This window comes from Micromonospora fluostatini (genome assembly GCF_050410825.1).
In the GTDB taxonomy this organism is placed as follows: Bacteria; Actinomycetota; Actinomycetes; order Mycobacteriales; family Micromonosporaceae; genus Micromonospora; species Micromonospora rosaria.
Window position 1 is genome coordinate 2,300,726 of the sequence record NZ_CP191251.1, and the last position, 21,092, is coordinate 2,321,817.

The window sequence follows — 21,092 nt, forward strand, 5'->3', positions numbered from 1 at the left end:
TAGACTCTCGCTGATCTAGCGTTGTCCCACGACGACCGTCCCCGGCCGTACGACCCGCTCCGCTCGGACGGGTCGACCCCGGCCGCCGTCGTCAACGGATCGCGGTGACGGACGAGAGGTGGGGGTGGGATGACCGCGCGCGGTCCCGCGATGAGAGACGTGGCCCGCCTCGCCGGGGTGTCGCACCAGACCGTGTCCCGGGTCCTCAACGGGCACCCGAACGTCCGCGAGCAGACCCGGATCCGGGTGCAGGCGGCGATCACCGAGCTGGGGTACCGCCCGAACGGCGCGGCCCGCGCGCTGGTCACCGGCCGCTCGCAGGTCATGGGCGTGGTGGCGCTGAACACCACGCTCTACGGTCCGGCCTCGCTGCTGTCCGCGTTCGAGCTGGCGGCGGCGGACGCGGGGTTCGCGGTCAGTGTGGGCAGCGTCCGCAGTCTGGACCGCCGGTCCATCGTCGAGGCCGTGGAGCGCCACCTGGCGCACCGGGTCGCCGGCATCGTGGTGATCGCGCCGGTGGAGTCCGCCGGGGAGGCGCTGGAGTGCCTGCCCACCGACGTCCCGCTGGTGACCGTCGACGGCGATCCCCGGCGGCCCGTGCCGCTGGTGACCGTCGACCAGGTCGAGGGGGCCCGGCTGGCCACCCGGCACCTGCTCGACGCGGGGCACCGGACGGTGTGGCACGTCTCGGGGCCGGGTGACTGGTTCGACAGCGCCGGCCGGATCGAGGGGTGGCGTGCGGCGTTGCGGTCGGCCGGGGCCGAGGTCCCCCCGGTGCTGCAGGCGGACTGGTCCGCCGCGTCCGGGTACCGCAGCGGGCAGATGCTGGCCCGGATGCCGGGCGTGACGGCCGTCTTCACCGCCAACGACCATCTCGCGCTGGGTGTGCTGCGGGCCCTGCACGAGCACGGCCGGCGGGTGCCGCAGGAGGTCAGCGTGGTCGGCTTCGACGACGTACCGGAGGCGGCGTACTTCATTCCGCCACTGACCACCGTGCGCCCCGACTTCGACGCCGTGGCCGAGGCGAGCCTCGCCCTGCTCCTGACGCAGATCGAGTCCGGCACGGACCGCACGTTGCGGCAGACCGTCGCACCGACGTTGATCACCCGGGAGAGCGTCGCCCCACCGTCGAGCTAGGACACGGGCCGGCGGCGTCGCCGGGTGCCCGCCGCACGGGCCGCCCGGCCGCGACCAGCGTCCCCCGGGTTCAGACCGCGCGGCCTGTCGCGACTTCAGCACCGCCGGGTCCGCGCGTGGCGGCCGTGACCCGCAGCACCCGGTTCGCGGGCGGACGCGTGGGCCGGCCGCCGCCCGGGTGCGCCGCCGACGCCGCACCGGGCCGAATCCGGCCTTGCCGTCCCGTAGAGCCCGGCGTATGTTAGCGATCACATCGATACCTCTGTATCACGCTGGACGCATCCGGAGGGAGATCGACAGGCCCCGTCGGGGGCAGCACGCGCCCCACCCACCGGCCCCGGCGGCAGGCACCCCACCCCTTCCGCACCGACCCGCCGCGCGCACCACCACCCCACCCGTGGGCCCGAGCGCCCGCGCCACCGTCCCCGTCGCCAGAAAGGTCGACACCGTGCCCCTCAGCCGACGAGCGTTCGCCCTGGGCGCCCTCGCCTCCTCCGCCCTCGCCGCCACCGGCGTGGCCGCCACCCCGCGCGCCGCCCTGGCTGCCACGAACACCGCCTACGTCTGGGCCTACTTCACCGAGACGCCGACCTTCCAGGGGGCGAACTACGGCCTGCACCTGGCGGTCAGCCGGGACGGCCTGAACTGGACGCCGCTGAACCAGAACAACCCGGTCGCCACCCCGACGGCCGGCACCCTCGGCCTGCGTGACCCGTTCGTCTTCCGCAAGCAGGACGGCACCTTCGGCGTGATCGCGACCGACCTGATCGGCACCGACTTCGGCCGCAACAGCCCGTACCTGCACGTGTGGGACTCGACGAACCTGACCAGCTTCACCGGGTACCGCCTGCTGCGGATGCACTCGTACCCCACCCACACCTGGGCGCCCACCGTCTTCTGGGACGCCGCCCGGGGGCAGTACGGCATCGTGTACTCCAACAACAACGGCGGGCAGGACGTCTTCCTGGTCAACTACACGTCCGACTTCCGCACGGTCAGCGCGCCGCAGGTCTACTTCAGTCCGGGCTTCCCGGTCCTCGACGGCGACATCGTGGTCGACGGCGGCGTCACGTACCTCTACTACAAGAACCTCGCCGACGGGAACCTGTACGGGGCGCGGTCCGGCACCGGCGCGCCGAACAGCTTCACCACGTACACCAGCGGGCTGCGGCAGGGCAACGCCATCGAGGGACCGCTGCTGGTCAAGCGGAACGAGGGCACCGGGTGGTGGCTGTGGGGCGACTCCTTCAGCCCGGTCAACAACGACTTCTACGCCTGGTCGACCGGCAGCATCGGCGGCAACTCGTGGAGCGTGCTGAACCAGCGCGACTACACCCCGCCGCTGAACGTGAAGCACGGGTCGATCCTGGGCGTCACCGAGGCGGAGTACGCCGGCCTGGTCTCCCGGTGGGGCGCCCCGGCCTGGGTACGGCTGAAGTCGTCCAACTTCCCCGACCGGTACGTCCGGCACACCGGTGGCCTGGCCCGGCTCGACGCGTACCCGTTCGACCCGTACCGCGACCAGTTGTGGCGGATGGTGCCGGGGCTGGCCGACGCCGCCGGGGTCTCCTTCGAGTCGGTCAACGTCCCCGGCTCGTACCTGCGGCACAGCGGGTACGTGCTGCGGCTCGACCCGAACGACAACAGCGCCACGTTCCGGGCCGACGCCACCTTCCACCGCACCCCGGGGCTGGCCGACTCCGCGTGGTCGTCGTTGCGGTCGCACAACTTCCCGACCCACTACCTCCGGCACGCCGGCTACCAGTTGCGCATCGACCCGCTCGGCAGTGGCTCCAGCGCCAGTGACCGGCAGGACGCCACCTTCCGCCTCACGCCGTAGCGCCTGGACCGGGCGGGCCAGGGGAATCCGCGCCCCGGCCCGCCCGGTCACCGCTGCGCCCCACCCTCCACCGGCCGTCCCCGGTTCCGTGCCACCACCAGCCGAAAGGTGCTCGGTGTCCAGACCATGCCCACCGCCGACCACGTCCCCCGCCGGCCGTCGACCGACACCTTCGCCCACCGCGGCGGCGCGGTGATCGGGGTCGGCGCCGGATCGCCCCGGGCCCGTACCGGCCGTCCGTACCCGCGGCTCGCGACGCACGGTGGCCGCCACGCGGGCGGCGCGTGGGTGGCGCGCGGGTCCGGCCCCGGCGCGCCGGAGCACCTGTGGCGGTTCGCGCCCCGGGGCGCCCGCCGGCTCCAGAACCTCGCCAGTGGACTGGTGCTGGGCGTCCAGCACGGCTCCGCCGGGGAGGGTGGTGTCGTCGTCCAGCACGGCGACCCCGGCGCCGCCGACCACCTCTGGACGGCGATCGTGGACACCACCGGTTACCTGCGGCTGCGCAACGCCCACAGCGGCTGGGTCCTCGGGGTGGCGACCGCCGGCAGCGCCAACGGCGCCCGGGTCGGGCAGTGGCCCGACACCGGCGTCGCCGAGCAGCGGTGGCGGCTGCGCCACGACCCGGACGGGTACTTCCGGATCCAGTGCGTCGGTGGCGGGCGGGTGCTCGCCGTGCCCGCCGGCTCGGCCGGGCCGGGCGCTCCGGTGGTGATCTGGGACGACCACGGCGCGGACCACCAGCGCTGGCGGTTCGTCTGACGGTGCCCACCCCGCCGCGCCGGTGTGCCCCCGCGCCGGCGGGCCCGGGGTGGCGGGCGGACACCCGCTGGCCGGGAGCGGTCCGGCCCCGGGTCGGCCCGTGATCCAGGTCGGACCGCACACCGTCCGATCCGGACCGGGTCGCCCGCCGCCGGCCAGTCCGTTACGAGAACGTGACCGCTGGATTGCGGGGCTCATGTTGACCATCAACGATGTGAGCGCTAACACTAGGGCCGCGAGCACGTTTCGGTCTGGCTGACCGCACTCGTCCGGGGAAGGGGAAGCCTGTGGGCAGGAAGTTCTTGGCAGCGCTCGGCGGTGTCGTCCTGGCACTCAGCCTGGCGGCCTGTAGTGGTGAGGGTGCCGGAGGTGGCGGTGACACCGCCGGAAAGGACGCGACGGATCTGACCATCGGCGTCTCGATGCCGACCCAGACCTCCGAGCGGTGGATCGCCGACGGCAACTCGGTGAAGGAGAAGCTGACCGCGAAGGGGTACCAGGTCAACCTGCAGTACGCGGGCGACGACATCCCGACGCAGTCGCAGCAGATCGACCAGATGATCACCCAGGGCGCGGACGTGCTGATCGTCGCGGCGATCGACGGGACGGCGCTGAGCGGGCAGCTCCAGGCGGCGGCCGAGGCGAAGATCCCGGTCATCTCCTACGACCGGCTCATCCTGGACAGCCCGAACGTCGACTTCTACGTCAGCTTCGACAACTACAAGGTCGGGGTCGCCCAGGCCACCGCGCTGCTGGTCGGGCTCGGCCTGAAGACCAAGGACGACGCGAAGGGCCCCGCGACCGGGCCGTTCCACATCGAGATCTTCGCCGGTTCGCTCGACGACAACAACGCGCAGTACTTCTTCAACGGCGCGATGGACACGCTCAAGCCGTTCCTCGACGACAAGTCGCTGGTGGTGAAGTCCGGCCAGACCAGGATCGAGCAGGCCGCGACCCTGCGGTGGCAGCAGGAGACCGCGCAGAAGCGGATGGAGGACCTGCTGACCTCCAGCTACAACGACGGTACGCAGGTCGACGGCGTGCTGTCCCCGTACGACGGGATCTCCCGGGGCATCATCACCGCGTTGCAGAACGCCGGGTACGGCGCGGCGGGCAAGAAGATCCCCGTGGTGACCGGCCAGGACGCGGAGATCGCCTCGGTCAAGCTCATCAACGACGGGGTGCAGGGCTCCACCGTCTTCAAGGACACCCGGCTGCTGGCCGAGCAGGCCGTGATCGCGGCGGAGGCGTTCCTCCAGGAGAAGCAGCCGCAGGCGAACGACACCACCACCTACGACAACAAGGTGAAGGTCGTGCCGTCGTACCTGCTGCCGGTGGAGACCGTCTACAAGGAGGACATCCAGGCGAAGCTTGTCGACTCCGGCTACTGGACGGCCGAGGAGGTCGCCGCGGGTCGGGCCAAGGGCTGACCGGGCCGTCCGGGTCCGGCGGTCGTCGGGCGACGCCCGCCGGACCCGGGCGCACTGTGCGGGACCGACCGATCCGACCAGCACACGGACGAGGAAAGTGACCGTGGACGACAACATCCTCGAGATGCGTCACATCACCAAGACCTTCCCCGGCGTGACGGCGTTGCAGGACGTCTCGCTCGCCGTCCGCCGGGGCGAGATCCACGCCATCTGCGGCGAGAACGGCGCCGGCAAGTCCACCCTGATGAAGGTGCTGTCGGGGGTCCACCCGACCGGCAGCTACGACGGCGAGATCGTCTTCGACGGCACGCCGGTGCACTTCCGGGGCATCCGGGACAGCGAGTCCCACGGCATCGTCATCATCCACCAGGAACTGGCGCTGGTGCCGTACCTGTCGATCGCCGAGAACATCTTCCTCGGCAACGAGCGGCGCGGGCGCAGCGGCCTGATCGACTGGAACCGCGCCAACGCCGACGCCGGTGAGCTGCTGGCCTCCGTCGGGCTCGACGAGAACCCGGTCACGCCGATCATCCAGCTCGGCGTCGGCAAGCAGCAGTTGGTGGAGATCGCCAAGGCGTTGGCGAAGCGGGTACGGCTGCTGATCCTGGACGAGCCGACCGCCGCGCTCAACGACGTCGACTCGGCGCACCTGCTCGACCTGCTGCGCCGGCTGCGGGACCAGGGGATCACCTGCATCATGATCTCGCACAAGCTGAACGAGATCACCGCGATAGCCGACTCGATCACGGTGATCCGGGACGGTCGTACCGTGGAACGGCTCGACGTGGGCGCCGGCGAGGTGACCCAGGACCGGATCATCCGGGGCATGGTCGGCCGGGACCTGGACAGCTTCTACCCCGACCGGGTGAGCGAGCCCGGCGAGGAGGTGCTGCGGATCGAGAACTGGACGGTGCGCCACCCCACCCAGGACCGTCTGGTGGTCGACGACGCCACCCTGACCGTCCGGGCCGGGGAGGTGGTCGGCATCGCCGGGCTGATGGGGGCCGGCCGGACCGAGCTGGCGATGAGCGTCTTCGGCCGCTCGTACGGGCGGGACGTCACCGGCCGGCTGCTCCTTCGGGGCCGGGAGATCCGGGCGCGCACCGTCGCGGAGGCGATCCGCAACGGCATCGCGTACGCCACCGAGGACCGCAAGCGCTACGGGCTCAACCTCATCGACGACATCCGGCGCAACATCTCCGCCGCGGCGCTCGGCAAGCTCGCCCGCCTCGGGTGGGTGAACGACCACGAGGAGAACCGGGTCGCCGAGGCCAGCCGGCGCGACATGAGCATCCGGGCGCCCAGCGTCCGGGCCGTGGTCGGCACGCTCTCCGGCGGCAACCAGCAGAAGGTCGTGCTGTCGAAGTGGCTGTTCGCCGACCCGGACGTGCTGATCCTGGACGAGCCGACCCGCGGCATCGACGTCGGCGCGAAGTACGAGATCTACACGATCGTCAACCGGCTGGTGGCCGCCGGGAAGGCGGTCATCATGATCTCCTCCGAGCTGCCGGAGCTGCTCGGCATGTGCGACCGCATCTACACCCTGTCGGCCGGGCGGATCACCGGCGAGATGCCGGCCGGTGAGGCCACCCAGGAGAAACTCATGCAGCTCATGGCGAAGGACAAGGACCTGGTCGGATGAAGAGCACGAAGAGCCCCTCGACTGCGGACCCGGCGGCGTCGGAGAGCGCCCCCGCCCTCGCCCTGCACACCGGCAGCAGCGACCCGCGCCAGTTGATCATTCGGAACCTGCGGCAGAGCGGCATCTACATCGCGCTGGTCGTCATCGTCGCGCTCTTCGCGATCCGGACCGACGGCGTCTCGCTCAGTCCGGGCAACATCACCAACATCGTCCTGCAGTACAGCTACATCCTGGTGCTCGCGATCGGCATGGTGATCGTGATCGTCGGGGGTCACATCGACCTGTCGGTGGGGTCGGTGGTGGCGCTCACCGGGGCGGTCTCCGCCGTCCTGGTGATCCAGCAGGGTCACCCCTGGTGGGTGGGGGTGCTGGCCGCGCTGGCCGTCGGGATCGCGGTCGGCGCCTGGCACGGCTTCTGGGTGGCGTACGCCGGGATCCCGGCGTTCATCGTCACCCTCGCCGGCATGCTGCTGTTCCGTGGCCTCACCCTGCGGGTGCTGGACAACATCTCGCTGTCGCCGTTCCCGGCCGAGTACCAGCGGATCGCGGCCGGCTTCCTCAACGGGCTCCTCGGCGGCGACGGCTTCGACGCCTTCACCCTGTTCATCGGAGCCTTCGCGGTCGCCGGGTACGCGGTCAGCGGCTTCCGGACCCGGGTGGCGCGGATCCGTTACCAGCAGGCCGTGGAGTCGTTCCCGCTGTTCGTCGCCCGGGTGCTGCTGGTCGGCGCGGTCATCATGTACTTCGCCTGGCAGTTGGCCCACGCCCGGGGCCTGCCGATCGTGCTGGTCATCCTGGCCGTCCTCGTGCTGGTCTACGGCCTGCTCACCCGGCGTACCGTCTTCGGCCGCCAGGTCTACGCCATCGGCGGCAACCTGCCCGCGGCGATGCTGTCCGGGGTCAAGGTACGCACGGTCAACTTCTGGATCTTCGTGAACATGGGCTTCCTGTCGGCCGTCGCCGGGATCATCTACTCCTCCCGCTCCAACGGCGCGCAACCGGCGGCCGGCAACATGTTCGAGCTGGACGCGATCGCGGCGGCGTTCATCGGCGGCGCCGCCGTCACCGGCGGGGTGGGCACCGTCGTGGGGGCCATGGTCGGTGGTCTGATCATGGCGGTGATGAGCAACGGCATGCAGCTCATGAACGTCGACCAGTCCCTCCAGTCGGTGGTGAAGGGTCTGGTGCTGCTCGTCGCCGTCGCCTTCGACGTGTACAACAAGCGCCGCGCCGGCACGTCCCGCTGACCCGCCCCGGGTCCCCGACGGCACGACGACGCCGGGGACCCGGTGGCCGGGCGGCACAGGGCGGCACAGGGCGTACACGCCAGGCCGGGCGTGCATGGTGGCCGGGCGTGCACGGTGGACGGGCGGCGTCGGCGTCTCACCGGACGCGGGCGCGGGCCGTGAACCGGGTCCCCCGGGCGGCACCGGCCAGCCGGGCGAACGGGCCACCGGCCGTCAGCAGGTCACCGGGGCGACCCCACTCCACCACCCGGCCCCGGTCGAGCACCAGCACCAGGTCGGCGTCGGCGACGGTGGAGAGCCGGTGCGCGATCACCACCCGGGTCATGGGCAGCCCGCCCAACCCCGCCTCGACCGTCGCCTCGGTGACCGTGTCGAGCGCGCTGGTCGCCTCGTCCAGGATCAGCAGGGCGGGTTCGGCCAGCAGGGCACGGGCCAGGGCGACGCGTTGGCGTTGCCCGCCGGACAGGCCGGCCCCACCGTCACCCAACCGGGTGTGCAGCCCCATCGGCATGGCCCGCAGGTCGTCGTCGAACGCGGCGAGGTGGACCGCGCGGGCGATGGCCTCGTCGGTGGCGTCCGGACGGGACAGGGTCAGCGCGTCGCGCAGGGTGCCCGCCCCGACGTACGTCTCCTGGAGCACCACGCCGATCTGCCGGCGGACCGAGGACAGGTCCAGCGTGGCCAGGTCGAGGCCGTCGAAGCGGATCCGCCCCTGCGTCGGCGTGTGCAGCCCGGTGAGCAGGCCGACGAGGGTGCTCTTGCCGCTGCCGGAGCCGCCCACCACGGCCACCTTCGTGCCCGGCGACACCTGGGCGGTCAGTCCCCGCAGCGCCCACGGCGACCGCCGGTCGTACCGGAATCCGACGTCCTCCAGCGTGACCCGCCCGGTCAGCCGGGGCGCGGGACGGCGGGGGGCCGGTTGCTCCACCGGGGCCTGCGCGATGTCGGCCAGCCGGTCCACGGTGGGCGGCAGCAGGGTGAACGCGGGCAGCCGCTGCGCCAGCGCCACCGCCGGGGTGATCGCGGCGACCGCCAGCGCGGCCAGGCCGGCCGCCTCGCCCGGTGAGCCGGCCTGCCGGGCCGCCACCAGGAGCATCAGCACCGGGCTGGCCGCCGACCACGCGGACAGGAGCGCGTCCGACACCGCCGACAGCCGGGCCAGCCGGTGCGCGGCCGAGACGCCCCGCTGGAACGACTCCTGCCACCGGCTCAGCACCCGCCGCTGGGCCCCGGCGACCCGGACCGCCGCCATGCCCAGCAGCGCGTCGGCCAGCCGGGCCGACTCCTCACCGGAGGCGAGCAGTTCCTCCCGTTGCAGGGCACCGGCGTGGCGGCCGAGCCAGAGCGCCGTGCCGACCTGCACGCCGATGACGGCGGCGGCCACCAGGCCCAGCACCGGCGACAGCACGGCGACCACGGTCAGGTAGCCGGTGGCCAGCACCGCGTCGAGCGCCGTGGCCACGAGCGAGGAGGCCAGCAGGTCACGCAGCGAGACCGCGGCGCGGACCCGGTCGATCAGGTCCCCCGCCGAGCGGCGCTGGAAGTACCCGTACACCACCTCGAACAGCCGGGTCACCGTGTCGGTGCCGATCCGGGTACCGATGCGCCGTTGCAGCACGGTGCCGGTGAGGCCGCGCACGAGCGCCAGCGCCCCGGTCGCCACCGCCAGCCCGACGGCCGCGCCGAACCAGGACGCGTCGGGTGGGGCGGTGGCGTCGATGACGGCCGCCGTCGCCCAGGGCACGGCCAGGCCCACGGCGGTGATCAGCAGCGACGCCACCGCCAGCAGGACCAGCAGCCGGACGTGCGGGCGCAGCAGCGGCACCAGCAGCGTCCGCATCGGCGAGCGCTCCCGGACCGGTGGTGGCGCCGGCCCGGCGGGCTCGGCCAGCAGCACCACCCCGGTCGTCCCGGCCGAGAACTCCGCCGGGGTGAGCCGGCGCCGGCCGACGGCCGGGTCGACGACGTCGACGCCCCGCCGGCCGACCCGCTCCACCACCACGTAGTGGTCGCCGTTCCAGTGCGCCACCAGGGGCAGGGCCAGCTCCCGCAGGCGGGTCGCGTCCTGCCGCAGGGCCGGCAACGCGACCGCCCGGCACCGCAGGCCGCACTCCTGCGCCGCGTCGCGCAGGTCGCGCAGGCTCAGCCCGTCGCGGCCGACGTCGAGCCGGGCGCGCAGCCGGGACACCGGCACCGCCCGGCCCGCCGCCGCGAGGATCATGGCGAGGGCGGTGGGTCCGCAGTCGGTGGCGGAGACCTGGAGGATCACCGGTACCCGCCGACGGCGGCTCACGTCAGCGGCGCCGTGCGGTCCCGGGGCAGCCAGAACCACTCGATGTCCACGGCGGCGCGGGCCTGCGCCAGCCAGTCGTCGAAGATCGCCCGCTCGACGAGTGGGCGGGTGACGGCGTTGAGCACGGCCGGTTCCCGGCCCACCGGCAGCGCGGTGACCGCAACTCCTCCGACCACCGTCGGCACCGGCCCGGTGGCCGCCCGCAGCTCGGGGGCCGCCTCGGCGGCCAGCACCCGCAGCACCCCGGCGGAGCGTCCGGCGCGGACGGCGGTGGCCACGGCGGCGAGGGCGTCGTCCCGGTCGGCCGGCAGCGGCCCGTCGGCGGTCCACGCGACGACGAGGGTGTCGAACGTGGACCGGTGCGCCTCGAACCAGCGCCCGACCCGGTCGCCCACGATCTTCTCGCGGAGCCGGGCGACCGCCACCGTGTCGGCGACAAGCTCGGTGAAGTCGACCTCGGTGAGTCCCCGCTCGGCGAGCCACCGGGCGGTCGACGCCGCGTCGAGCAGCCCCTTCGCCCGACGGTACGCGTCCGCGGCGGCCTGGAGGTCGGCGTCGGAGACCGGGATCGGGCACCGTTCCAACTCGGCCCGGATCAGGCTGGTGTCGACGAGCCGGACGAGCACGTCGTGGTCGTACCAGAGGAAGTCGAGGGCGGTGAGCGCCTCCCCCACCAGCAGGGTCCGGGGTCCGACCCGGGCGAGGTGGTGCTCGGAATGCCGCAGCGCCCCGCGCAGCGGCCAGGGCAGGGCCGGTGCCGGACTGTAGGCGACGGAGACGGTGCCGGTGGGCTCGCGCAGCAGCACGTCGAAGGAGACCGAGCCGTCGCTGCCCTCCTCGTCGCGGGCCAGCGCGGGGTCGGCCTGCGGCCCACCGGGCCCGCAGGGGCGCGAGTTGTTCCGTGGCGTCGCGCAGGGTGGCGCGGGCCGTGGTCAGCTCCCGGGCCAGGGCCACGGCGGCGTCGAGCAGGGCGGGGTCGAGGGTCGTCATGCGGGGTCTCCGGGGGCGGGCGCGGCCGTGGTGAGCAGGTCGACCACGGCCGCCGTGATCGGCAGCCCGGTCTCCTCCTCGACCCACAGGTACTGGCCGGTGGGGTTGATCTCGATGAACACGTACCGGCCGTCGGGGGTGACGATCAGGTCGAGGGCGCCGTACCGCAGGCCGAGCCGGTGGGTCAGCGCCACGCACCGCGCGGCGACGTCGTCGGGGAGCGGGTACGGGCGCATCGGGGTGTTGCGGCCGTCCTGCCGCCGCCAGTCGTGGCGGGCGTGGTTGGAGCGCTGCGAGTCGATGGCGGCGGTGAAGACACGGTCGCCGACCACGGTGACCCGCAGCTCGACGTCTTTGGGCACCCGGGCCTGCGCGATGAACGGACAGTGCCGCGCGCCGTCGACGTGGGCGATGTCGCGGTGGGTGACCGGCTCGGTGAAGCGGAGCAGGTCGCCGCCGATGGTGGAGAGGCCGACCTGCTTGGAGTTGAGCCGGCCGCCGGTGTGGCTGAACAGGTCGAGCACGGCGTCGGGGTCGTTGCCGGCGACGGTCGCCGGCAGGTCGAAGCCGACCCGCAGCGCGAGCTGGAGCTGCCGGACCTTGTGCTGGGCCCGCAGGACCACCGGCCGGGGCGCCGGCAGGGCCGGCACGTCGAGGGTCTCCCAGACGTCGGTGACGAACTGCCGGCTCTCCGCGACCACGAAGTCGGCGTAGGGGCTGGTGAGGTGGGCGGGGGCGACGGGGACCCCGGGACGGCGGAACCAGACGGCGGTGACCGCGTCGAGGTCGACCCTCTCGCGGCCGGCACCGGGACGACCGGCGTCGGGATGGTCGGTGCCGCGCCGGTGGGCGTCGGGACGGTCGGCCGGCCCGCGGCCGCCCGGGGCGCGGCCGCGCACGAGGGTGCGGGTCAGCCGGCCGTCGCGGATGCCGACCGACAGCGACGCCCGCGCGGGTACGTCGGCGGGGTCGAACCGGACCCAGGTGGCGCCGCGACGGCGCAGCTCCCGCTCGGCCGCGTCGGCGTGCACGTCGTCGGGGGAGGTCAGGATGAGAATCATCGTGCTGTTCCGGCCGGACCAGCGGCGACCCGCGCGGGGGCACGGGTCGCCGGTGGTGACGGGTCAGAAGTCGCTGTCGGTGTCCGGCCGGCCGCCACCGGGGATGTCGTCGATGGTCTTGGACGACCCGGCGCCGTTGCGCGGCAGACCACCGAGCATCGTGGCGAGCTGGTCGTCGGCCAGCTCCACACCGTCGGCCGGGATGGTGTCGATCTGTACGGGCTTGCGCTTCATGGCGTACCTCTGTTCTTCGTGGTGCGACGCCCGGCGGAAGCAGCCGGGCCGTTGCAGTGTCGGGGCGCGGCGGGTGGGCCGGCACCGGGGTTATCCCTAGGCTTGGTCCCCGGTTCTACGCTCACGCCGTGTCCACCGAACTCGCGGCCGAACGCCTGCTGGCCGAGGCCGACGGCGTCGACCCGGAACAGGCGGCGCGCCTGGTCTTCCGGGCCTTCCTCGCCCTGTCCCGCACCGCCGACGGCCGGCAGATGATCCCGCTGGTGGCGCGGGCGCAACGGCTGCGCGACGCGAGCGGGTCGGCGCCGGTGGAGCTGATCTACCGGACGCTGGCCGGGGTGGTGGCCACCCGGGCCCGGCTCCCCGACGGGGCCACGCATCTCGACGGGGCCACGCATCTGGACACCGCCGTCCGGCTCTTCGACGACAACCCGTTCGGTGCCGATCCGATCCTGGTCGAGTGTGCGCTGACCAGCGTGATGACGCTGATGCGCCCCGACGAGGCGCGTCGGTTCGCCCCGCTGGTCGAGGCGCTCGACCTCGACGCCGGCGACCGGGCCCGGATGCTCGCGCTGATCGGCCTCGGCGACTCCTGGGCCGGCAACCTGGTCCGGGGGCAGGTCGAGCTGCGGGAGGCGGCGCGGCTGGCCGCGCTCTCCGGTCGGCTCGACGTGCAGGCCGAGGCGACGTCGTGGCTGGCCAAGGTGGAGGCGCTGCGCGGTGACCTGGACTCCTCGGCCGCCCGCCTGGACGAGGCCCGGAGCCTGGCCGCGCAGGTCGGTTCGGCCTGGGTGGCCCGGCACCTGCCCGAGTGCACGGCCGCGCTGGCCTTCGCCCGGGGCGACCTGGACGGCTGGGTCGGGCTGCTCGGCCTGATGGTCGCGACGGAGACCGGGGTGACGGCGGGGCTGGACCACGAGCACCGCTGGGAGCTTGCCACCCACCACGCGTTGGCCGGGCGTCCCGAGGTGGCCGCCGGGCTGCTCGCCGCCGTCTGCGACCCGCCGGTGAGCTGGCCGGGCGGGCCGGTGCTGCCGGCGTGGCGGGCCTGGATCCTCGATCCCGACGCGCCCGCCACGGTGGCCGGGCTGGCGGCGGCGCTCGACCGGCTCACCCGGCCGGTCGAGCGGTTGCTGGCGGCCCGGATCGGCTGGCTGCTCGGCGCCCACCAGGCCCGGGCCGGTCGGCGCGGCGAGGCGGCCCGGCTCCTCGAACAGGCCAGCGCGCGCTACGCGCAGACCGGAGCCGCCGGCATGCTCGCCCTGGTCCTCACCGACCTGCGGGCGCTCGCCGGGCCTCCGGCCGCGCCGCCCCGGGCCGCACTGCCCCGGGTCGCGCCACCCCGGGAGGTGGTCCCGCTGCGGGCCGGTGCGCCGGCGACGGCGTTCACGGTCCGGACGGGCGAACCGGCGCTCACCGGAGCCGAGATCCGGGTCGCCCTCGCGATCGCCGACGGGCTCAGCAACCGCGAGGCGGCCCAGCGGCTGTTCGTCTCGGTGAAGACGATCGAGTTCCACCTCGGCAACATCTTCCGCAAGCTCGGTGTCCGCAACCGGACCGAGCTGGCCGGCCGGCGGGGACACCCCGGCTAGGGTCACCCCCGCCGGTGCGCGCCCGCTCGCCCGGCGTGAGGTTCCGACGTCAGGGTGCGGTCCGGGCGGCCTGCCGGTCGAGGCTCAGGTGGTCCGGACCTTCCGCCCCTGAGCCGCCCCGAGCCGTCACCGGTTGTTCACGGTGCGGCGCGTCGAGACGGTCCGCCCTGCACCGTCACCTGGCGACATCGATGGACGAAAGATTCTTGCCGGTTCTCGTTATCCGCTGCCCATTAACACGTCTGTAACCCGAGGGGGCGCGAACCGCCCGCTCGCGTGCCGGCGCCCACCCCCGACGCCGGCCACCACCACCGATGGTGCGACCGCCGCCGCCGACGGGTCCGCGCCGTCACCGCCCGCGTCGCCGGCATGGCGACGACCGTCCCCTGAGCAGGTAGGAACCATGAGGAAACTCGTCCAGCGGTCGCGGTTGGCCGCGCTCGGCGCGGTCCTGACCGCCGTACCCGCCGCCATCATCGGCATCGTCACCACCGCCACACCATCCACCGCCGCACCCCCCGTCAACACCGGCGTCTACACCCTCACCAGCGCCTCCAGCGGCAAATGCATCACCGTCCACGGCGCCGCCACCGGCAACGCCGCCCTCCTCACCCAAGTCGCCTGCGCCAGCACCGCACGCGAACAACAGTTCCGCGTCACCACACAGAACAACGGCTACGGCCTCACCAACATCAACAGCAGCCGCTGCGCCGACGTCCCCTACTCCTCCACCACCCACGGCGAACAACTCTGGCAATGGAGCTGCCACGCCCAACCCAACCAAACCTGGACCTTCACCCCCTCCACCGCCACCACCGACCGCTACCTCATCCGCAGCGCCTCCAACGGACTCTGCATCAGCAACAAGGACGGCTCCACCGCCGGCAACAACCCCATCGTCCAAGAACCCTGCGCCGACATCGCCCGCATGCAATGGCGCTTCAACCCCACCACCGGCACCCCACCCACCAACCCACCGACGACCCCGCCGTCGGGCAGTCCGACGGTGGCGGCGGACGGTAGCGGGCAGTACCGCACGGTCCAGGCGGCCATCGACGCGGTGCCGGCGAACAACAGCCAGCGGGTCACCATCACCATCAAGCCGGGCACCTACCGGCAGGTCGTCCGGGTCCCCTCGAACAAGCCGCACATCACCCTGCGGGGTCTGGGGTCGGGGCCGGCGAACACGGTGCTGGTCTTCAACAACTCCGCCGGCACCCACGGCACCTCGGGCAGCGCCAGCATGTTCGTCGACGGCGCGAACTTCGTCGCGGAGAACCTGACGATCTCCAACGACTTCGACGAGAACTCGGCCAGCAGCGGGCACCAGGCGGTCGCGTTGCACCTCAACGCGGACCGGGCGGTGCTGCGCAACGTCCGGCTCCTCGGTGACCAGGACACCTTCCTGGTCAACGACCGGACCCGGGGGTACGTGGTCAACTCCTACGTGGAGGGCACGGTCGACTTCATCTTCGGCGGCGGCACCATCGTCTTCGACCGGTCCACCATCCACGAGAAGCGCTCGAGCGGCGGGACGATCACGGCGGCCAGCACGGACGCGGCGAAGACGTACGGGTTCCTGTTCTACCGGTCCACCATCACCGGCACCGGGAGCAACAACACCAACCTCGGCCGGCCGTGGCGGCAGGGCGCGCAGGTGCTGTACCGGGAGTCGAACCTGGGCGGGACCGTGCGCAACGCCCAGCCGTGGACCAACATGGGCGACTCGACCTGGCAGAACGCCCGGTTCCTGGAGTACCGCAACACCGGTTCCGGCGCAGCGGTCAACGGCAACCGCCCGCAGCTCAGCGACTCCCAGGCGGCCAACTACACGCCGCAGCGGTACCTGGCCGGCAGCGACGGCTGGAACCCGATGTGAGCAGCGCCCCCGGACACCAGCACCCCACCACCAACCCTCCCGGAGACTCCATGAACACGACACGTGCCCTCCGGCGGTCGCGGTTGGCCGCGCTCGGCGCGGTCCTGACCGCCGTACCCGCCGCCATCATCGGCATCGTCACCACCGCCACACCATCCACCGCCGCACCCCCCGTCAACACCGGCGTCTACACCCTCACCAGCGCCTCCAGCGGCAAATGCATCACCGTCCACGGCGCCGCCACCGGCAACGCCGCCCTCCTCACCCAAGTCGCCTGCGCCAGCACCGCACGCGAACAACAGTTCCGCGTCACCACACAGAACAACGGCTACGGCCTCACCAACATCAACAGCAGCCGCTGCGCCGACGTCCCCTACTCCTCCACCACCCACGGCGAACAACTCTGGCAATGGAGCTGCCACGCCCAACCCAACCAAACCTGGACCTTCACCCCCTCCACCGCCACCACCGACCGCTACCTCATCCGCAGCGCCTCCAACGGACTCTGCATCAGCAACAAGGACGGCTCCACCGCCGGCAACAACCCCATCGTCCAAGAACCCTGCGCCGACATCGCCCGCATGCAATGGCGCTTCAACCCCACCACCGGCACCCCACCCACCAACCCACCGAGCGTGCCGTACTCGAACACGGCGGACGGGTTCGCCGGGGCGGCCGGGACCACCGGGGGCGCGGGCGGGACCACGGTCACCGTCTCCAACCAGGCCGACCTGGAACGGTACGCCTCGGCCAGCGCCGCGCACACCATCCGGGTGAACACCGCGATCACGATCCGCCCCTACGGCAAGGAGATCCCGATCGCCTCGAACAAGACCGTCGTCGGCGTCGGCACCAGCGGCCAGATCGTCAACGGCGGGTTCTTCCTCGGCGCCGGGACCAGCAACGTCATCATCCGCAACCTCACCATCCGCGACACCCGGATGGCCGAGGACGACCCGGACGACAAGGACTTCGACTACGACGGCATCCAGATGGACACCGCCAACCGGATCTGGATCGACCACAACCACATCACCCGGATGAACGACGGCGCCATCGACAGCCGCAAGGACACCACCAACCTGACCGTGTCCTGGAACATCATCTCCGAGGCCAACAAGACCTTCGGGATCGGCTGGACCGAGAACGTCACGTCCCGCATGACCATCCACCACAACTGGTTCCGCGACGTGAACTCCCGCGTCCCCAGCACCGACAACGTCGCCTACGCCCACCTCTACAACAACTACCTCCAGAACGCCCGCTCGGGGAACCACTCCCGGGGCACCACGAAGATGGTCCTGGAGAACAGCTACTTCGACCGGGTCACCAACCCCTACTACCGCGACTCCGGGGCGGAACTGCGCCAGAGCGGCAACGTCGTGGTCAACAGCAGCGGCCGCCGCGAGTCCAGCGGCTCCGCGTTCAACCCCGCCAGCTTCTATCCCTACACCCTGCACCCCGCCGCCGACGTCCCCGCCCTCCTACGCACCCACGCCGGTCCCCAGGCCACCATCGGCCAGTAACACCGGCACCAGAACGGGTGGCCCGCCCGCGCCGACGGGCGGGCCACCCCGGGTCGATACCGCTGGTCGGGATTCTCGGCGGATTCTGGTTATGCCGGGCCGTGTCGCCCGTCTGTGAGGTGGTGGCCGCGTGCGCCCACCGCCCGACACCGACGGGTTGGCCGGCGTCCCGCAGCCCGGTGGTGTCGGGGTGGGCCGGGCCCACGGGTGCGGCCCCGTGCAGGGGTGGGGCCCGGCACTCGGGTGCGGCCGGGCCCCGGGGGCTGCGGACGCGGTACGTGCGGTCGGGTGCGTCACTCCCGGTCGGGCGCGGGGCCGTTGTCGTTGAACCGGAAGCCGCTCGACGGCTCGGCGTCCCCCAACTCTTCGAGGATCAGCCCGGACTGCGCGGAGTACCGCAGGTACGCCGACCGGTTGCTGATCTGGTAGGTGCGGTCGCCCCCGGCGGCCGGGGCGATCGTGAACTGCTGGCCCGCGTCGCCCTCGTCGCAGGTGGCACCCCGCACCGTCAGCGGTCGCGTGTCCTGCGGGTTGTGCGCCTGCCAGCAGACCGGCTCGCCGGTGCCCGGCCCACCACCGGCCCCACGGTACGACATGATCAGGAACTTCCCGCCGGTCAGCGGTGCCGGGACGAACAACTGCCGGCCGCTGTCGCCGTCCGCCTCGCCCAGTCGGCCCTCGTCGGTCAGGGTCAGTCCCGACTCGAACGCGTCCACCCGGACGATGGTGACCTGCCGGGTGCCCGACAGCACCGGGTCGGCGCCGGAGGTCGCGGTGGGCCGGGGCGAGGGCGACGCGGCGCCGGTCGGCGACGGGCTGCCGGCCGGGGGCGTGGCGGAGTCGGTAAGGGCGGGGTCGGCGGAGGTCGTGGCGGTCGGTGTCGGTGTCGAGGCGCCCGTGTCGTCGGGCGACGTGCCGTCCGCGCACGCCACCATGGGGCTGGTCAGCACCAGCACGCCCGCACCGGCGAGCCATCTACGCATCGACATCCGGCACTCCTTGTTTGTCGGCGGTCCGGTGGCGGTGGGGGCGGTTTCCGTGTCCGCGTACCCGCAGCCATTGATCCACGTACCCTCGCCGCCGCAGGTTATACCGCCCGCGCGGCACGGCCGCCGGGTGTCCACTGTCGTCACCGGTTGCGCGGTCCCGCCCGTCGACCCGGGGCCCGCCAGCGGCGGCGGCCGGCCCGGCCAGGCTCCCGGGTGCGGTCAGACTCCCGGGTGCGGTCGGACTCCCGGGTCGGGTCGGGCCAGTTCGGCGATCGCATGGCGGTGCGGGTCCTCCCGGGCGAGCCGGGCGAGCACCGCCTCGCTGATGTCCCCGAGCGTGTCGACCTGCTCGGGGGTGAGCAGGTCGAGCAGGTACGACCGGATCGCGGCGACCCGGTAACCGGCGGCGGCCGTCACGGCGGCCCGGCCGGTGTCGGTCAGCCGGACGACCGCGCCCCGCGAGTCCTCCGGGCACTCCTCACGCGACACCAGCCCACGCTGCTGCATCCGGGCGAGGTGGTGGGAGAGGCGGCTCTTCTCCCACTGCACCTCACAGCGCAGGGCGAGGCTGCGCAGCCGGTGATCGGGGGCGGCGAGCAGGGCGTCGAGGATGACGACGTCGGCGTCGGAGAGTCCCGTCTCGCTCAGCAGGTGACGGTTGAGGTGGCTGGCCAGCAGGCCCTGCATGCGCCGGTACCCCTCCCAGGCGCGCTGTTCCCGGGCGGTCAGCGGGTGGGTCTTCATGGTGTGACGATAGCCATTGGTTGACGTGTCATCCAACCGCGATATGGTTGACGCATCAACCAGGTTTCGGAGGTGCCACCATGGCCGACCACGGGCACGAGCTGCTGTTCGGTTCCTTCCTCACGCCGCAGGCCGAGCGCGCCGACGAGGTCGTGGCCCTGGCCCAGCTCGCCGAGCGGGTCGGGCTGGACCTGGTGACCGTGCAGGACCACCCGTACCAGCCGGCCTTCCTCGACACCTGGACGCTGCTGTCGGTGATCGCCGCGCGCACCGAGCGGGTGCGCGTCGCACCCAACGTCGCCAACCTGCCGCTGCGCCCACCGGCGGTGCTCGCCCGCTCGGCGGCGAGCCTCGACCTGCTCAGCGGCGGACGGGTCGAGCTGGGCCTGGGCGCCGGGGCCTTCTGGGAGGCGATCGTCGCCAACGGCGGCCCACACCGGACCCCGGCCGAGGCGGTGGTCGCCCTGGACGAGGCGATCAGGATCATCCGGGCGCTCTGGGGGCAGGCCGGCCGCACCGTCAGGGTCGAGGGCGACCACTACCGGGTCACCGGCGCGAAGGTGGGGCCGCTGCCGGCCCACGACATCGGCATCTGGGTCGGCGCCTACAAGCCCCGGATGCTCCGGCTCGTCGGCCGGCTCGCCGACGGCTGGCTGCCCAGCCTCGGCTACCTCGAGGTCGACCGGTTGCCGGAGCTGAACGCGATCATCGACGAGGCGGCGAGCCGCGCCGGCCGCTCCCCCGCCGACGTGCGCCGGCTGCTCAACATCACCGGTACCTTCGGCCAGGGCGGCTCCGGCGGCGTCAGCGGCTCACCCGAGGACTGGGCCGAGCGGCTGGCCGAACTCACGCTGGTGCACGGCGTCACCGGGTTCATCCTGGGCAGCGACGACCCGACCGACATCCAGCGCTTCGGCGCCGAGGTCGCGCCGAGGGTCCGCGAGCTGGTCGACGCGGCGCGCGCCGGCACCGTGCCGACGGCCGCCGACGGCGCGGGACCGGGCACCGCACCGGACGCCCGGCCGGACCGGGTCACGTCGTCGACCGGTACCGGGGCATCCGGGCACCCGGACGGCGGCGGGTCGGGCGGCGGGCCCGCGGACAGCGCGGTGGCGCGGGAGATCCCCGGCCTCGGTGTCACGCCGACCCCCGACGACGGCAAGCGGCACAGCGACACCGCCGCCTGGGACGAAGGCAGCCGACCCACCGGACCGGCCCCGCAGCGGGGCCGTACCTACTCGGCGCGGGAACGGGCCCAGGGCCAGCACCTCATCGACGTGCACGACCACCTGCGGCAGGAGCTGACCCAGCTCCGTGACCTGGTCGACCAGGTCGAGGCCGGCGCGCTCGACTTGGGTGTCGCCCGGTCGCACCTCAACGAGATGACCCTGCGGCAGAACAACTGGACCCTCGGCGCCTACTGCGAGTCGTACTGCCGGGTGGTGACCACCCACCACACGATCGAGGACGCCACCATGCTGCCCCACCTGCGCCGCGCCGACCCCCGCCTGGGGCCGGTGACCCGGCGTCTGGAGGAGGAGCACCGGGTCATCCACGGTGTCATCGAGGCGGTCGACCGCGCGCTGGTGGCGCTGGTCAGCGGGGACGGCGACATCCGTGGCCTGCGTTCGGCGGTCGACCTGCTGACCGACGCCCTGCTGTCCCACCTGTCCTACGAGGAGCGCGAACTCGTCGAGCCGCTGGCCCGCCTCAGCTACCACTGACCCCG

Annotated in this window: 15 protein-coding genes and 1 pseudogene; 10 read left to right on the top strand and 6 right to left on the bottom strand. The window is 72.9% G+C overall.

Going from position 1 to position 21,092, the window contains the following annotated elements:
* The first annotated feature begins 150 nt into the window (after positions 1 to 150).
* The 6 genes from ACQUFX_RS09925 (at position 151) to mmsB (ending at position 8,055) form a co-directional block, all read left to right on the top strand.
* Positions 151 to 1,137, top strand: a complete 987-nt coding sequence (locus tag ACQUFX_RS09925) for a LacI family DNA-binding transcriptional regulator (protein ID WP_428965706.1) — start codon at positions 151 to 153, stop codon at positions 1,135 to 1,137.
* A 448-nt stretch (positions 1,138 to 1,585) separates the two neighbouring features.
* Positions 1,586 to 2,977: a glycoside hydrolase family 43 protein gene (locus ACQUFX_RS09930; RefSeq protein ID WP_428965707.1), complete on the top strand. Its 1,392-nt coding sequence runs from the start codon at positions 1,586 to 1,588 to the stop codon at positions 2,975 to 2,977.
* A gap of 108 nt (positions 2,978 to 3,085) precedes the next feature.
* Positions 3,086 to 3,736, top strand: a complete 651-nt coding sequence (locus ACQUFX_RS09935; protein ID WP_428965708.1) for an RICIN domain-containing protein — start codon at positions 3,086 to 3,088, stop codon at positions 3,734 to 3,736.
* Positions 3,737 to 4,158: 422 nt separating this feature from the next.
* Positions 4,159 to 5,166, top strand: coding sequence for a multiple monosaccharide ABC transporter substrate-binding protein (chvE, locus tag ACQUFX_RS09940; RefSeq protein WP_428965709.1), 1,008 nt, complete (start codon positions 4,159 to 4,161; stop codon positions 5,164 to 5,166).
* 103 nt (positions 5,167 to 5,269) lie between these two features.
* The gene (gene mmsA / locus ACQUFX_RS09945; RefSeq protein ID WP_428965710.1) at positions 5,270 to 6,808 is read left to right on the top strand and encodes a multiple monosaccharide ABC transporter ATP-binding protein; all 1,539 of its coding nucleotides are present in this window, start codon (positions 5,270 to 5,272) and stop codon (positions 6,806 to 6,808) included.
* Positions 6,805 to 8,055 carry a multiple monosaccharide ABC transporter permease gene (gene mmsB / locus ACQUFX_RS09950; protein WP_428965711.1) on the top strand — a complete coding sequence of 417 codons (1,251 nt, stop codon included), beginning with the start codon at positions 6,805 to 6,807 and terminating at the stop codon, positions 8,053 to 8,055. The genes mmsA and mmsB overlap by 4 nt, the downstream gene beginning before the upstream one ends.
* A 136-nt stretch (positions 8,056 to 8,191) precedes the next feature.
* Here the strand turns inward: mmsB and ACQUFX_RS09955 are convergent, their stop codons facing one another.
* The 4 genes and pseudogenes from ACQUFX_RS09955 to ACQUFX_RS09970 form a co-directional block, all read right to left on the bottom strand.
* The gene (locus ACQUFX_RS09955; protein WP_428965712.1) at positions 8,192 to 10,348 is read right to left on the bottom strand and encodes a peptidase domain-containing ABC transporter; all 2,157 of its coding nucleotides are present in this window, start codon (positions 10,346 to 10,348) and stop codon (positions 8,192 to 8,194) included.
* Positions 10,345 to 11,205: pseudogene (locus ACQUFX_RS09960) on the bottom strand (TIGR04500 family putative peptide maturation system protein); the annotation flags it as partial. The pseudogene ACQUFX_RS09960 and the gene ACQUFX_RS09955, both read right to left, overlap by 4 nt.
* Positions 11,206 to 11,334: 129 nt before the next feature.
* The gene (locus ACQUFX_RS09965; RefSeq protein WP_428965713.1) at positions 11,335 to 12,399 is read right to left on the bottom strand and encodes an ATP-grasp domain-containing protein; all 1,065 of its coding nucleotides are present in this window, start codon (positions 12,397 to 12,399) and stop codon (positions 11,335 to 11,337) included.
* A gap of 63 nt (positions 12,400 to 12,462) precedes the next feature.
* Positions 12,463 to 12,633, bottom strand: a complete 171-nt coding sequence (locus ACQUFX_RS09970) for a putative ATP-grasp target RiPP (RefSeq protein ID WP_083979189.1) — start codon at positions 12,631 to 12,633, stop codon at positions 12,463 to 12,465.
* A 128-nt stretch (positions 12,634 to 12,761) separates the two neighbouring features.
* Between ACQUFX_RS09970 and ACQUFX_RS09975 the strand changes: the two genes are divergently transcribed.
* The 3 genes from ACQUFX_RS09975 to ACQUFX_RS09985 all read left to right on the top strand — a co-directional run bounded on the left by ACQUFX_RS09975 (position 12,762) and on the right by ACQUFX_RS09985 (position 17,630).
* Positions 12,762 to 14,225 carry a helix-turn-helix transcriptional regulator gene (locus ACQUFX_RS09975; protein ID WP_428965714.1) on the top strand — a complete coding sequence of 488 codons (1,464 nt, stop codon included), beginning with the start codon at positions 12,762 to 12,764 and terminating at the stop codon, positions 14,223 to 14,225.
* A 403-nt stretch (positions 14,226 to 14,628) separates the two neighbouring features.
* Entirely contained in the window at positions 14,629 to 16,104 is a 1,476-nt protein-coding gene (locus ACQUFX_RS09980) for a pectinesterase family protein (RefSeq protein ID WP_428965715.1), read from the top strand.
* A gap of 50 nt (positions 16,105 to 16,154) precedes the next feature.
* Entirely contained in the window at positions 16,155 to 17,630 is a 1,476-nt protein-coding gene (locus tag ACQUFX_RS09985; RefSeq protein WP_428965716.1) for an RICIN domain-containing protein, read from the top strand.
* A 293-nt stretch (positions 17,631 to 17,923) separates the two neighbouring features.
* On the opposite strand, the gene ACQUFX_RS09990 is transcribed toward ACQUFX_RS09985, so the two are convergent.
* Entirely contained in the window at positions 17,924 to 18,619 is a 696-nt protein-coding gene (locus ACQUFX_RS09990) for a hypothetical protein (RefSeq protein ID WP_428965717.1), read from the bottom strand.
* A gap of 219 nt (positions 18,620 to 18,838) precedes the next feature.
* Positions 18,839 to 19,363 carry a MarR family winged helix-turn-helix transcriptional regulator gene (locus ACQUFX_RS09995; RefSeq protein ID WP_428965718.1) on the bottom strand — a complete coding sequence of 175 codons (525 nt, stop codon included), beginning with the start codon at positions 19,361 to 19,363 and terminating at the stop codon, positions 18,839 to 18,841.
* Positions 19,364 to 19,443: 80 nt separating this feature from the next.
* Between ACQUFX_RS09995 and ACQUFX_RS10000 the strand changes: the two genes are divergently transcribed.
* Positions 19,444 to 21,087: an LLM class flavin-dependent oxidoreductase gene (locus ACQUFX_RS10000; protein WP_428965719.1), complete on the top strand. Its 1,644-nt coding sequence runs from the start codon at positions 19,444 to 19,446 to the stop codon at positions 21,085 to 21,087.
* The last annotated feature ends 5 nt before the right edge of the window (positions 21,088 to 21,092 follow it).